The 13379-nt window shown below is 55.6% G+C and carries 12 protein-coding genes and 1 CRISPR repeat array; of the genes, 5 read left to right on the top strand and 7 right to left on the bottom strand.

Features of this window, described 5'->3' with window-relative positions; all coding sequences use genetic code 11:
* Positions 1-11: 11 nt before the first annotated feature.
* Positions 12-482, top strand: a complete 471-nt coding sequence (gene ribH, locus MVO87_RS08270; protein ID WP_297512532.1) for a 6,7-dimethyl-8-ribityllumazine synthase — start codon at positions 12-14, stop codon at positions 480-482.
* Here ribH and MVO87_RS08265 read toward each other — a convergent pair.
* Genes MVO87_RS08265 through thiC form a run of 4 tightly spaced genes read right to left on the bottom strand, consistent with a single transcriptional unit; the run spans position 466 to position 3929 of the window.
* Positions 466-1059, bottom strand: coding sequence for an IMP cyclohydrolase (locus tag MVO87_RS08265; RefSeq protein ID WP_297512530.1), 594 nt, complete (start codon positions 1057-1059; stop codon positions 466-468). The genes ribH and MVO87_RS08265 overlap by 17 nt on opposite strands.
* The gene (locus tag MVO87_RS08260) at positions 1056-1988 is read right to left on the bottom strand and encodes a formate--phosphoribosylaminoimidazolecarboxamide ligase (RefSeq protein WP_297512528.1); all 933 of its coding nucleotides are present in this window, start codon (positions 1986-1988) and stop codon (positions 1056-1058) included. The genes MVO87_RS08265 and MVO87_RS08260 overlap by 4 nt, the downstream gene beginning before the upstream one ends.
* Positions 1985-2644 (bottom strand): phosphoribosylaminoimidazolesuccinocarboxamide synthase, encoded by a 660-nt coding sequence (locus MVO87_RS08255; RefSeq protein ID WP_297552862.1) that lies wholly within the window; start codon positions 2642-2644, stop codon positions 1985-1987. The genes MVO87_RS08260 and MVO87_RS08255 overlap by 4 nt, the downstream gene beginning before the upstream one ends.
* 4 nt (positions 2645-2648) lie before the next feature.
* Entirely contained in the window at positions 2649-3929 is a 1281-nt protein-coding gene (gene thiC / locus MVO87_RS08250) for a phosphomethylpyrimidine synthase ThiC (protein WP_297512547.1), read from the bottom strand.
* 94 nt (positions 3930-4023) lie between these two features.
* On the opposite strand from thiC, the gene MVO87_RS08245 reads away from it, so the two are divergent.
* From MVO87_RS08245 to MVO87_RS08235, 3 genes are read left to right on the top strand one after another with little or no spacing between them, the layout of a single operon-like run.
* Positions 4024-4776 carry a sulfide-dependent adenosine diphosphate thiazole synthase gene (locus tag MVO87_RS08245; protein WP_297512524.1) on the top strand — a complete coding sequence of 251 codons (753 nt, stop codon included), beginning with the start codon at positions 4024-4026 and terminating at the stop codon, positions 4774-4776.
* Between the two features lie 4 nt (positions 4777-4780).
* Positions 4781-6064 (top strand): PfkB family carbohydrate kinase, encoded by a 1284-nt coding sequence (locus tag MVO87_RS08240; protein ID WP_297512522.1) that lies wholly within the window; start codon positions 4781-4783, stop codon positions 6062-6064.
* Between the two features lie 38 nt (positions 6065-6102).
* Positions 6103-8016, top strand: coding sequence for an ATP-binding cassette domain-containing protein (locus MVO87_RS08235; RefSeq protein WP_297552860.1), 1914 nt, complete (start codon positions 6103-6105; stop codon positions 8014-8016).
* On the opposite strand, the gene mrtA is transcribed toward MVO87_RS08235, so the two are convergent.
* From mrtA to MVO87_RS08220, 3 genes are read right to left on the bottom strand one after another with little or no spacing between them, the layout of a single operon-like run.
* Positions 7984-8574, bottom strand: a complete 591-nt coding sequence (gene mrtA, locus MVO87_RS08230) for a CPBP family archaeomyxosortase MrtA (RefSeq protein WP_297552858.1) — start codon at positions 8572-8574, stop codon at positions 7984-7986. The two genes, MVO87_RS08235 and mrtA, sit on opposite strands and share 33 nt — an antisense overlap.
* A 3-nt stretch (positions 8575-8577) precedes the next feature.
* Positions 8578-9480: a hypothetical protein gene (locus tag MVO87_RS08225; RefSeq protein ID WP_297552857.1), complete on the bottom strand. Its 903-nt coding sequence runs from the start codon at positions 9478-9480 to the stop codon at positions 8578-8580.
* Positions 9481-9524: 44 nt separating this feature from the next.
* Positions 9525-10559, bottom strand: a complete 1035-nt coding sequence (locus tag MVO87_RS08220) for an FKBP-type peptidyl-prolyl cis-trans isomerase (RefSeq protein ID WP_297512766.1) — start codon at positions 10557-10559, stop codon at positions 9525-9527.
* 111 nt (positions 10560-10670) lie between these two features.
* Between MVO87_RS08220 and cysS the strand changes: the two genes are divergently transcribed.
* On the top strand, positions 10671-12101 hold the full coding sequence (gene cysS / locus MVO87_RS08215) for a cysteine--tRNA ligase (protein ID WP_297552878.1): 1431 nt from the start codon (positions 10671-10673) through the stop codon (positions 12099-12101).
* Positions 12102-12166: 65 nt separating this feature from the next.
* Positions 12167-13332: a CRISPR direct-repeat array (repeat unit 30 nt; unit sequence CTTTCAATTCTCTTCGAGTCTTATTGCAAC).
* Positions 13333-13379: the final 47 nt, after the last annotated feature.

The raw sequence follows: 13379 nt of genomic DNA, 5'->3' as shown, positions 1-13379 counted from the left end.
GGGGTGTGTCTATGGAGGTAAGAACGGTTGAGGGCGGTTTTATCGGAGCTGGCCTGAGGATAGGAATAGTGGTTGCGCGCTTCAACGATTTGCTCACGGAGGAGCTCCTGAAGGGGGCACTCGACTGCTTCGAGAGGCACGGCGTTGAGAGGGTTGATGTTGTCAAAGTCCCCGGTTCTTTCGAGATTCCTCTGGTGGCGAAGAGAATGGCCGAGAGTGGCAGGTACGATGCGATTTTAGCTCTGGGGGCGGTCGTGAGGGGAGAAACCAAGCACTTCGACCTGGTTGCCAACGAAGTCGCGAAGGGTGTCGCGAAGGTCTCTCTCGACACAGGCGTTCCTGTGATTTTTGGCGTCATAACAGTCGAGGACGAACTGCAGGGCTTCAACAGGGCGGGAGTGAAGAGCAACAAGGGCTTCGAGTACGCGATGACCGCGCTCGAGATGGCGAACCTTATGAAAAGGTTCAAAGAAAGGGAATGAAGCCAACGCTCCACTCATTTTTCCCTTTTACAACTCCGATGGCGAGCACCTTCTTTTCTAAGGGGAGCTCCAAAGCCTTTCTCGCAAGCTCCTCAGCGCTCTCGAAGGCCGGGAACTCAAGCTCGGTAAAGGCGAGGTTGTACGTGGCCGTGACGAAGGCCTTGCCTTCTTTCAGCTCCAGCTCCCTTACCCAAAACTCGTCCTTTCCAGCGAAGCCGAGCCAGCCCCTTCCGTCTTTCCCTATTATCCCGGCTATCCTCGGCGTGCTGTAGGCGTCCCTCTCGTAGTCGAGGGCATCAAGAACGTGGATTAGGGCCTTCTTTGGGCTTTCCCACTCGAGGGCCTGAGCTATGAAGTCCGTCTGGAGGCCGTTCGTGACGACGGCGTACTCATCGAGGAGCCTCACGACAGGGTAGCTGACGTAGGGGTTATCGGTCTCCGTTAGGTTCTCGATGTAAACGGCGTTTTCCCTCACGATTGCCCTCCTCCTCGGGAAGGAACGGGAGCAGAGGAGATAGAAGGCGAAGGGCCTGCCGTTCATCAGTCCGACCCCGAGGGTTCTGCCCGTGTAGGTCACGTTACCACCTCCTCGAGCCTGTCTTCCCCAATGGCGAGCTTAATCTCGCGCGCTATCCTCCTCCCGACGCTCATGGGCTCGTCCCAGTAGAGCCTTCCGTACCAGTGGAGGGCGTTGGAACCTCCGTCTATCCGCGAGGCGAAGCCTATCGCCCTAAAACTCCCATCGTAAGCGAAGTGGAGCGCGAAGGGGCCGATGATTCCGGGCGGTTCAAGCTTTTTCATAGCTTCCACGAACGCCAGACCGTAGTCGTAGAGCCTCGGAAGGAGCGATTCCCTCAAAGCGACGCCAACGTTCCCCGCTATCGTGTACGGGAGCGGTTTCACCGGCCAGCGGGCGTTTCCATCGGCTATGACGACGCGCTCGTCGACGCCGAGGAGTTCAAGCCTTCCCAGAATCGGCGAGTGGAAGAAGTGGACGTAGAGGTAAACGCCCGGGACGAACTCCTCTATCCTGTGGGGTTCCTTAAGCTCCCCTAACCTTTCCTCAAGCTCTTCCCCGCGCGCTATGAAGTGCCCGCTTCCTCCCCTCGGCCCCTCAAGGCGGACGAAGTAGAACTTATCTGGCTCGACTTCATCGGGTTCGATGACCCTCACCCTTGGGATTCCCGCCTCGTCGAGGGCTTTATCCTGCAGTTCAAAGGTTGTCTCCCACTTGAGGAAGCGCCTGTTGCCAAAGAACTTTGCCTTAGCTCTTTCTATCCTCTCAAGGCCGAGGTAGGCCACGAAGGAGCCGTGAGGGATTACTATTCCGTCGTCGTCGAGAATCGCGCCCATGTTCTCTGTAACCACAAGCTCGTCCGCGAGCCTCGTGGAGGCGTAAAAGGCCCTTCTCCCAGGCTTCACGTAGAGCCTCGTCCTGAACCCCTCGTCTCTAGCCCCGAGGAGAATCTGGAGGGAGGAATGAGACGCTATCGTCGAGATTATCATCCAATCACCTCCGAGAGTTCCTCGCGCGTCAGAATCCTGTTACCTTTCGCAACGCGCATGGTATCTCCGCTCAGCTCGTCTATGACGATTAGCTCGCCGTCAAGCCTGCCGAACTCGAGCTTAAAATCAACGAGCTGGAGGCCCTTCGATGAGAGGAAGTCCCTTAAAACCCGGGCGACTTTTCTGGTTGTCTCTTTCATTTCCTCGACCTCTTCCCTACCCGCGATTCCGAGGGCTGTGATTGCTTCTTCCGCTATGAGCGGGTCGTCGAGCGAGTCGTCCTTTAGAGTGAACTCCACTATCCCGAGCCTCTGAAACGGCTTTGCCCAGCCTTTGTAGCGCCGAAGGAAGCTACCGTAGGCCAGCTCGCGGTAGATGACCTCCAGCGGAATCCTCTCGGCCTTCAGGAAGCGGGCCTTCCTCTCGTCAATCCTCCCCACGAAGTGCGTCTTTACACCGTTCCTCTCAAGGAGCCTGAAGAAGAACTCTGTCTGCTTCAAAACGAGGCTTCCCTTTCCCTCCTTTTCTCCTATAACCTCGTTGCCCCCGCTGTCTTCCCTGCCTTCCCTGCCAAGAACCGTGTCCTTGAAGTGGAAGATGAGGTAAGGCCCGTCCTCGTAGACGTCCTTCGTCTTGCCGGAATAGATGAGCCTCAAGCTCTCACCCCTTCCTGAGCATGTCGTTGATGAGCTTTATCGCGCATAAATCACCGCACATCGAGCAGGCCTCGGTTTTCGTCGGTCTCTCCTTCCTTATCTCGATGAACTTCTCCCTGTCCTGGCTCAGCTCGAACTGCTTCGCCCAGTCGAGCCTTCCGCGCGCGAGGCTCATCAGGTAGTCCTTCTTGAAGTCGGCCTCGAACTGGGTCAAATTGACCGCGTGGGCGGCTATCTTCGCCGCTATAACTCCCTCGCGGACGTGCTCGACCGTCGGCAGTCCGAGGTGTTCCGCTGGAGTAACGTAGCACAGGAAGTCCGCGCCGTTCAAAGCCGCTATCGCTCCTCCTATGGCGGACGTGATGTGGTCGTAGCCCGGGAAGATGTCTGTAACGATTGGGCCGAGGACGTAGAAGGGCGCGTTGTCGGTGGCAACCTTCGCGAGCTTTATCTGTGCCGGAATCTGGTCGATGGGCACGTGCCCGGGACCCTCGACCATCGTCTGGACTCCGGCTTCCCTCGCCCTCCTGACGAGCCTTCCAAGGGTGTAAAGCTCGGCAATCTGAAGCTCGTCGCCCGCATCTGGAAGACCACCTGGTCTAAGTCCATCGCCGAGGCTCAGAATAACGTCGTACTCCTTGGCGAGTTCAAGCAGGTAGTCGTAGTCCCTGTAGAACGGGTTCTCCTTGCCCCAGTGGAGTATCCACGCCGCGAGGAAGGTCCCACCGCGCGAGACCATGCCGACGACGCGCTTAACGCGCTTCATCTTCTCGACAACCTCTTTCGTAACCCCGACGTGAATGGTCGTGTAATCAACACCGTCCTTGAAGTGCTTCTCGACGGCATTCCACATGTCGTCCTCGGTCATCTCGATGATGGCCTTCCCCTTGGCTAACATCTCTTCAGCGGCCTGGTAGATTGGAACTGTGCCGATGGGCACGTCAACGGCGTGCATGATGGCCTTCCTTATCGAATCGAGGTCGCCCCCGGTGGAGAGGTCCATTATCGTGTCGGCGCCGTATTTCACGGCGACCTTGGCCTTCTCTATCTCCGCCTTAACGTCCACTATGTCGCGCGACGTTCCAATGTTGGCGTTGACCTTAACGCGGACGACATTGCCAACTGCCACAGGCTTAACCCAGTCGTGGCGGACGTTCCTGAATATCACCGTGTGCCCCTTTGCCACGCTCCTCCTGAGCTTTTCAGGGTCTATTCCCTCCCGCTCGGCGATGAATTTCATCTCCTCTGTTATCTCTCCCCTCTTCGCGGCCTCAAGCTGGGTCATCTTAATCACCCGGTTTTAAAACCAGTTTATAACAAAGTTTTTAAATTTCAAAACTCAGTTTTGAGCGGAACTTAAAAGGTTTTGGGTGGTCGGGATGCTGAGGGAGATAGAGATAAGCAGGGCGATAATAGAGGCCTACACCGCCGAGCTTCTCGAAAGCCTGAGCCTCGACGTCGCTATTGTAGGGGCTGGCCCCTCTGGGATGGTAGCGGGCTACTACCTCGCGAAGAACGGTGCGAAGGTGGCAATCTTCGAGAAGAAGCTCTCAATCGGGGGCGGAATCTGGGGCGGTGCGATGGGCTTCAACAAAATCGTCGTTCAGGAGGAGGCGAGGGGAATCCTCGACGAGTTCGGGATAGATTACAGGCCCTTCGGGAACGGCCTCTACGTTGCCGACGCCATCGAGACGGCAACGACGATAGCGAGCAGAGCTGTGAAGGCCGGTGTGAAGTTCTTCAACATGATTGAGGTTGAGGATTTGGTTCTCAAGGAGGACCGCGTCGCGGGAATAGTGATCAACTGGACGCCTGTGATGATAACGGGCCTTCACGTTGACCCCCTCACGGTCGAGGCGCGCTTTGTGGTTGATTCCACCGGCCACGGGGCGCAGGTTACGCAACACCTCGTCAGGCGCGACCTCCTCCAGGTTCCCGGGGAGGGGCCGATGTGGGCCGAGAGGGGGGAAGAGCTCACCGTAAAGCACACGAGGGAGGTCTTCCCCGGCCTCTACGTTACGGGAATGGCCGCCAATGCTATCGCTGGAGCGCCGAGGATGGGGCCGATATTCGGCGGAATGTTCCTGAGCGGTAGGAAAGCGGCCCTCGAAATCCTTGAGAAGCTGAGGTGATGGAATGGCCGTCCTAATTATAGCGGGCCTCGACACGGGTGGCGGGGCGGGTTTGAAGGCAGACATCGAGACAGTCTCCGCTCTGGGCGAGCACCCGCTCCCGGTTCTGACGGCGATAACCTACCAGAACCCCTCGGAGGTAAGGGGTTACCACACCCTTCCGCCCGAAGTCGTGGGGGAGGGGATACGGGCCGTTAAAGGGGCCTTTGAGGTTAAAGCGGTCAAAATCGGGATGCTCGGGAGCGGTGAGGTTGCCCGGGTCGTGAGGGAAGAGACTGAAGGCCTAACCCGGGTTTTCGACCCCGTGATTGCCTCAAGCACCGGAAGAAAGCTCATTGACGACGCTGAGTCGCTCAAGACACTCATTCCCGGTTCGATAGTCACTCCCAACGTCCCGGAAGCCGAAGCGCTGACAGGCATTGAAATCCGCTCTGTGGAAGATATGAAGGAATCTGCGAGAGTTCTTGTTGAAGAGCTTGGCGCCGAGGGCGCGGTCGTTAAAGGGGGACACCTTGACCTCACAGACGTCCTCCACTGGCGCGGGAAGTTCTACGAGTTCCAGGGAGAAAAGGCTGAGGGCTTCACGCACGGAACCGGCTGTGCCTTCTCCTCGGCTCTGGCGACGTTCCTTGCCAAAGGACTTGAGCTCCCTAAAGCCGTTGAGAGGGCCAAGCGCTTCGTTGAAAACTCTATCAGGTTCTCAAAGGCAGAATCTAAAGCGGTGAATCCACTCTGGGAACTGGAGAGAGATGCCTACCGCTGGAGGGTCAGGGAAGAGCTTGAAAAAGCGGTTGAAGAGCTGGTGACCTTTGGGGAGAGGCTCAACCCGCACGTTCCCGAGGTGGGAACGAACTTCGCCCTTGCGACGCCCTTCAGAGAGGTCTTTGCAGTTAAAGGCAGAATCGTCCGCTATGGTCAGACTATCAAGCCCGTTGGCCCAGTTGAGCTCAACGCCAGCGACCATCTCAGGAGAGCCCTCCTCAAGATGCGCGAGTTTTATCCAGAGATTAAGGCGGTTCTGAACCTCCGCTACTCGGAGGAGCTGATAGAGAAGGCGGAGGAACTCGGCCTCGTCGTTTCGTTCTACGACCGCAGGGAGGAGCCCGAGGAGGTGAAAAGGTCAGAGAGAGGGACGATGGAGTGGGGCATCGAGACCGCCGTAAAGAGGGCTGGAAAAAGGCCCGACGTGGTTTACCACCTCGGCGACTGGGGAAAGGAGCCGATGGTTCTGGTCTTTGGGCGGGACGCGGGGGAGGTCGTGGAGAGGGTGCGGAAGCTCTTGGGCTAACGTTTTAACTCCTTTTTCCTATTTATCCCGGTGGTCCCATGCTCATAAGGGGAAGGGTCGTCGGTAACGAAATCCCGCGCTTCAAGCACCGCTGGTTCGGAATCCTCGAAGTCGAAGCCGAGGGGGAGAAATACCGCCTCTACATGACGGGCAACGTCGCCCAGTGGTTTTTGACTGGCGATGAGGTGGAAATTGAAATCCTCAACAAACCGAATGAGAAGGACGGCGTTAAGGTTCTCGACTTCGACGGTTATAAGCTGTGGAAGTTCTACGAGGGCGACAGGATTCCTGTGTGGCCCCTCTTTGAGAAAACCGTTGAGGCCAAGCGCTACTCACCTTTGACAGGGGAGCTCCTCTACACCTACAAAATCCGCGCCCGCGAGGCGAAATACGAGAGCGACTTCGAGGCGATAGCCGAGCTGGAGCAGTACCACTACGCGAGCCAGAAGGAGAAAGTAGCCCTCTGGCGCTGTGAGAACGGCCACATCTTCGAGGCCAACACCAGGCAGAGGTGCCCAATCTGCGGGGCTGAAAGCCACATACTCGAGATAAAGGGCTCAACTCCAGCGTCGCGCTTCCTCATCTTCGAGCTCGTCGAGAGGGAAGAATACGAGCCGAGGATTCTCAGCTACGTCCGCGTTGACCCGCCGATACCGCTCATGCACCGCCGCTTGCCGAATGGCGAAATCGAGAAGAACATCCGCGAAAAGGTCTTTCCGGAGGAGTGGTTCCACCCCGCCTTCTGGCCGGAGCGCATAATGAAGGAACTCTACGAGGAACTGAAGAGGAAGTACGGGAAGAGGAGAATAGCTCGTTCCTACCTCTGGGAGCAGGCCAAGTGGAAAGCTTTAGCAGAGACCAACACGGCGGGCGCGAGGATTGCGAGGGTTGTGGTCCACCCCGACTACCGCTCCGACGGGCTGGGACAGTTAAGCGTCAAGTCTGCCCTCGAGTGGATAGCCGAGCGCAGGATTCCCGAGATGAGGAAGAGGAAGCACATAGTCGAGACCATAGCCCAGATGGCCCGCTACAACCCGTTCTTCGAGAAGGTCGGCTTCAAGTTCCTCTGGGAGACCGCGAGCGGAAGGCCCGTCCTCTTTTACCCGCTGACGGAAGAAGCTAAGGAGTACATCGAGCGCTTCCTTCGCGAAGACCCCTACGCGCCTCCTGAGGGTAAGCTCTGGAGGCCGAGCTACGGGAAGGTTGAGCCTTTAGCTGGGCCGATAATCTTCAAGAACGTAAGCAAGGTCTTCGAGAGCGAGCTTGACATCAAGGGCCTGCCAGAGGAGATCCAAGAACTGCTCAAGGCCTTTGGCGTTAGGCACCGCATTATTCAGAGGCCCGTTCTGAGGAATCTGAACTTCGAAATCCAGCCTGGAGAACTTATAGCCGTTGTCGGCGCGAGCGGGGCCGGAAAGACGACACTGTTGAGGCTCATCCTTGGAGCGGCCAACGGCTGGTGGGAGGAGCGCTTTAGACCAACGGAGGGTGAGATTAAGGTTCCTGACAACGCCAAGGTTTCAGTTATGATACCCGGTGAGTTCGAGCCGACCTTCGGGACGGAGAGCATCTTGGAGCACGTTTACAGGAAGATAGGCGACCTCAATGCAGCGGTCGAAATACTCAACAGGGCCGGCCTGAGCGACGCCGTCCTCTACAGGGCGAAGTACGGCGAGCTGAGCACGGGGCAGAAGGAGAGGGCGAGGATAGCTTCGCTTTTAGCGGAAAAGCCCAACCTGCTCCTCATTGACGAGTTCGCGGCACATCTCGATACGCTGACGGCGATGCGCGTCGCCAAGAAAGTTGCTGAGATAATCCGCGAGGCCGGCATAACTGCCCTGATAATCACCCACAGGCCAGAAGTGCTGAAGGCCCTCGACCCGGACAGGGTGCTCTTCGTGGGCTACGGAACGGCGAGGCTAAAGAACGCAAAGGACGTCGAAAAACGCTGAGCCGAGCCAGTGGAGGAGGAAGCTCGGGAGAAAGCTCTCTCCCTCCAAATCCATTTTTGCGAAGATGATTCCTGCCACCAAAGCGTAGGGCACCTCTATTCCGGGCTTCCCTATGTGGACGAGCGTGTAGGGGATGTCCTGGAGGATTATCGCCAGTGGCTCGTTCTTTCTGGCGAGCGGGAAGAGGAGAAATCCCCTGTAAAAGGCCTCGTGGGCGAGCATTATAAGTCCCATGCCGAGCTCCCCGAAGAGGAAGCTCCCCGGGCCCGAGTAGGGAAAGACCGGGTAGTAGTTCCTCATTGAGGGGACTGTCATCCCATAGAGGCTCAGCGGAATCGAGAGGGCGAAGAGCAGGAGGAACAGCTTGACGCCCTTGCGGTTCGGTGGTTTGAGCCCCAGCTCACTCAACCTGAAGCCGAGGGCCGTAGAGATTGCCAGGGGGATAAGGAGATAGGCAACGAGGACAATCAGAACGTGCCCCCAGAACGAGGCGGGGATTAACCAGGGGACGAAGCTCAGGGGAAAGAGGAGGGCGTAGAAAAGCAAAGCTCTGTCCATTTCTCACACCATGAAGCTTATCTGGACCGTGTTGGCGTAGCGCCTGACCTCGATTCCGCGGTTTGTGAAGGCTATTCCTATCTCAAGGGGCCTCTTGGGATTTGCCCTCCTGATGACGCGGATTCCGACCTCGTCGCCGATTCTGTCCTTGTTGAGCCTGTTGATGTGGTCGTAGAGCAGTCTGAGGAAGTTCCGGTAGTCCTGCATCTCCTCTAAGAATTCCCTCTGCTCCGGGTTTAGCCGGGGGTATAGGTAGCGGTGGAAGAACCAGTCGAAGGAGCTGTAGGTCTCTGAGGCGTGGGCGAAAAGGAGCTTGTAAAAGTCTATGTTCTTGTTGCCGAAGGCCGAGTCCATGTACTCGATGGCCTTGCCGAGGTAGTTCGCGGCCTCGCTGAGCTTCATCCTTATGAGCCTGACCTCAAGGTCGTTGCCCCTGAGGAGGAGCTGGATGTACCTTCCCCCACTATAGTCCATGTAAATCGTGTTGTAGAACAGCACGAGCCTCGACGGGCGAACCGGCATGTACTGGGCAAGCCTCCTTATGATGTCCGAGAGCCGGTTAAGCCCGCGCGGGTCCCCGATTAGGAGGGCCTCCATTCCGTAGAGGTTTTCCTGGATGACCACATCGTTGTCGAGCCAGAACTCCACTTCCCTTCTCCAGCCCGGCATGTTGTAGCGGTTCAGGATTCTGAGGTCGAGTATCGAAACGGGAACCTCCTTCTGAACCCTGCCAAAGCGCTTCTTGAAGATGACGACGGGATGATAACCGCTCGAGGGGTTGAGGTACGACACTGGAATCTCCATAACGCGCCTGAGGGCTAAAAGGGCGTCCTTAATCTTGGGTATGTCATCCTGGGTGAACCTGCTTCCCAAGTCCTGGAGGAGAATTTCAAAGCGACTCGCCATGCGCACCCCCTAAGAAAAAAGATGATGGTTGGGGGTTAAAAACTTCACTCAGACTTCTCTTCCTTCTCCTCAACGGCCTTGGTCTTCTTCTTGCTGGTGGTCTTCTTGGTGGTCGTCCTCCGGGTCTTCCTGCCCTTGGTGCTCTTCTTGGTTCTCTTCTTGGGCTTCTCCTCTTTCTCCTCGACCTTCTCGGCTTCTTCCTTTGGCTCCTCACCCTCTTCCCTCTCCTCGGTAGGCTTCTCTTCCTGAGTGGTCTCGGTGGTCTCCTCGGTGGTTTCAGTAGTCTCAGCAGGCTCGACCTCTTCGGTCTTCTCCCCCTCTTCAACCTTTTCCTCAATGACCTCTTCCTCGGCTTCTGCATCCTCCGGAGGCTTGAGAAGCTCCTCCACGTTCGGCTTGAAGGTTATCTCCTCGTAGCCAAGGAACTTGAGGTCGCTCTCGAGGAGTATCTCACCGAGGGCGAGGGTTCCCCTGTCAACCTCGTCCTTGACAGGGGTGAAGTCAACGACGACGTCCTTTTCGCCAACCTCGATGATGACCTTGTTGGCGTCAACCCTCGGAAGGCGGAGCTCAATCATGGCCTTGACCTTCTCTATGGGGTCCTCGACCTTCTCGACTATCTCAACTTCGTAGATGAGGTGCTTGCCTGCGTAGGGGTGGTTGAAATCAACCCTAACGCGACCTCCGCTGACGGTGAGGACCCTTCCTTTGAGCTTGCGTCCGTTTTCGGTCTCAATCTCAATCGGCATTCCGGAGAACGGGATTATGCCCTGCCTCCTGAACTGGCCAAGGGTGAAGGTCTTGATAAGCTTCCTGTCGCGCCTTCCAAAGCCCTTCTCGGGCGGAACCTCAATCTCGTACTTCTTACCGACCTCAAGGCCCTCCAGGGCCTCATCAAGGCCCCTGAGGACGTGGCCGGCACCGACCGCTATCGGGACCGGACCGTAAACGCCGTTCTCCTTGTAAATGCCAGCCTGCTTGGCTATCTCTTCATCGGTGGTGTCGAAAATCTCGCCGGTTTCCTTAATCCTTCCGGTGTAGCGGAGCTTTATGACGTCTCCCTTCTCAACCTTGACCATCTTTACAACCCCCTTTTTCAGGCTCTAACCGGAGTTGTGGAGTTGGTTTTTAAGCTTTCCCGCAACGATAAGCTAATAAAAAGGCCCTCCCAAAAGGCCCCGGTGGTGGGGATGGCGATTAGGATATACAACACCCTTACGAGGCAGAAAGAGGAGTTCAAGCCCCTTCGCGAAGGCGAGGTTAGAATGTACGTCTGCGGCCCGACGGTTTACGATTACCCCCACCTCGGCCACGCGAGAACTTACATCGCCTTCGACGTCATAAGGCGCTACCTTGAGCACAAGGGCTACACGGTTCTCATGGTGATGAACTTCACGGACATAGACGATAAAATCATCAAGCGCGCCAACGAGACAGGGGAAGACCCAAAGGAGCTCGCGGAGCGCTTTTTGAGGATTTTCCTTGAGGACATGAAGGCCCTGAAGGTCAAGCCGGCCGACGTCTACCCGCGCGTCACCGAGCACATGGACGACATCATTAACTTCGTGAAAAAGCTCCAGGAAAAGGGCTACGCCTACGAAGGTAGCGACGGCGTTTACTTCGAGGTCAGGAAGTTCAGGGACTACGGAAAGCTGAGCAAGATAAAGCTCGAGGACCTCGTGAAGGGCGCGCGCGTCGAGCCAGGCGAGGGGAAGAGGAACCCCGAAGATTTTGCCCTCTGGAAGAAGGCCAAACCAGGAGAGCCGAAGTGGGAAAGCCCCTGGGGAGAGGGAAGACCCGGCTGGCACATAGAGTGCTCCACGATGAGCAGTAAGTACCTCGGCGAGAGCTTCGACATCCACGGCGGGGGCAACGACCTAATCTTCCCGCACCACGAGAACGAGATAGCCCAGAGCGAGGCCTGCTTCGGCCACGAGTGGGTCCACTACTGGATGCACACCGGCTTCCTGATGGTGAACGGCGAGAAGATGAGCAAAAGCTTGGGCAACTTCGTGACCGTTAGAGAGCTCCTCAAGCGCTACAATCCAGAGGTTATAAGGCTCTTCGTCCTCCAGAGGCACTACCGCTCGCCTCTCGACTACAGCGAGGAGGGCATTGAGCACGCCAAGAACAACCTTGAGAGGCTCTACAACACGCTTGAGAACATCCGCGTTGCGATGAAGCGGGCTGAAATATCCTTCCGCTGGGACGAGCCCGAGTTCAGGGCCTACGAGGCCATAAGGGACGCAAGGAGGAAGTTCTACGAAGCGATGGACGACGACTTCAACACGGCCGAGGCTTTAAAGGCGGTCTTCGAGGTCAGCAACGTGGTCAACCGCTACCTCACCGAGGTTGAAAAGCCGAAGGAGAGCATTCTAAGGAAGGCCTGGGAGTTCTTCAAGGACGTTGGCGAGGTCTTTGGCCTGTTCGAGGACTATTTTAAGGAGCAGAAGGCCGGAAACGAGGAGGAACTCATAAACCTGCTCGTTGAAGTCCGCGCCCAGCTCAGGAAGGAGAAGAAGTTCGATTTGGCCGACAAAATCAGGGAAGAGCTGAGAAAGCTCGGAATCCAGCTGGAGGACACACCGCAGGGAACGGTCTGGAAAAGGGTTAAGGTCTGAGGTTTCCTTTTCCTTGTTCTTATTGTAGCGTTTAACTTGATACTGCAAGCGGGGAATTCAAACTTATTTCAATTCTCTTCGAGTCTTATTGCAACTTATACCCACCCAGCTTATTCTTATCGGGTGATGCTACTTTCAATTCTCTTAGAGTCTTATTGCAACACACCATCGTCGGCTTGAACTACACGAAAGAACTATCTTTCAATTCTCTTAGAGTCTTATTGCAACGAAATCATCGAGGCAGAGAATGATGATGACTTAAAACTTTCAATTCTCTTCTCTTAGAGTCTTATTGCAACCCCCCAAGATACCACAACCTCATTCCATTCTCCCCTTTCAATTCTCTTAGAGTCTTATTGCAACGATTTACGACGACGAAGCGGCCTTTATCTTTAAACACCCTTTCAATTCTCTTCGAGTCTTATTGCAACGATATGGGTTACTTGCTCTCAAAGAAGATGTTTCCGACTTTCAATTCTCTTCGAGTCTTATTGCAACATCCATGTCGTCGAGGAGGTCCTCAACAGCCCTAACACTTTCAATTCTCTTCGAGTCTTATTGCAACTCGTACTGATTCCGGAAGCTCGGCCTTCTCGCCCAGCCCACTTTCAATTCTCTTCGAGTCTTATTGCAACCTTCATCTCTCAGCCGCAACAGTTGAGGAGGTGATACTTTCAATTCTCTTCGAGTCTTATTGCAACACCTTAGAGACTTCCACTCCCGAAATACCCACTTTCGCTTTCAATTCTCTTCGAGTCTTATTGCAACACCGATGATCCAATCCGAGTTACCAAAGATGCCTTTCCTTTCAATTCTCTTCGAGTCTTATTGCAACCAATATCGGAAGCCCAAGCCAGATGATGAGGCCCCACTTTCAATTCTCTTCGAGTCTTATTGCAACCACGATTCCAGGCCTCCTGGTGTGGGCTTCAGTCTATCTTTCAATTCTCTTCGAGTCTTATTGCAACTAGGAGGGATGGCGAAATGAGAATAGGGAAGAAGAACTTTCAATTCTCTTCGAGTCTTATTGCAACGGGAGAGCCTCTTAACGTGGCATGGTCTCAGGCCTGCTTTCAATTCTCTTCGAGTCTTATTGCAACCCACAGGGGTTTACTTCCTTTCCATCTTTATCCTCCTTTCAATTCTCTTCGAGTCTTATTGCAACCCGCCGTTCTCGAAGGTTGAGCTGGAGGGCTACTAACTTTCAATTCTCTTCGAGTCTTATTGCAACAGGGCGCGAAACTCGCCCTTTCGTCCAGTGGAGAAATAAGAACGCCG

The sequence above is a fragment of the Thermococcus sp. genome (genome assembly GCF_027063845.1).
Lineage (GTDB): Archaea > Methanobacteriota_B > Thermococci > Thermococcales > Thermococcaceae > Thermococcus.
The sequence above is the reverse complement of the archived record's forward strand: the minus strand, read 5'-3'. Positions and strand labels throughout refer to the sequence as shown.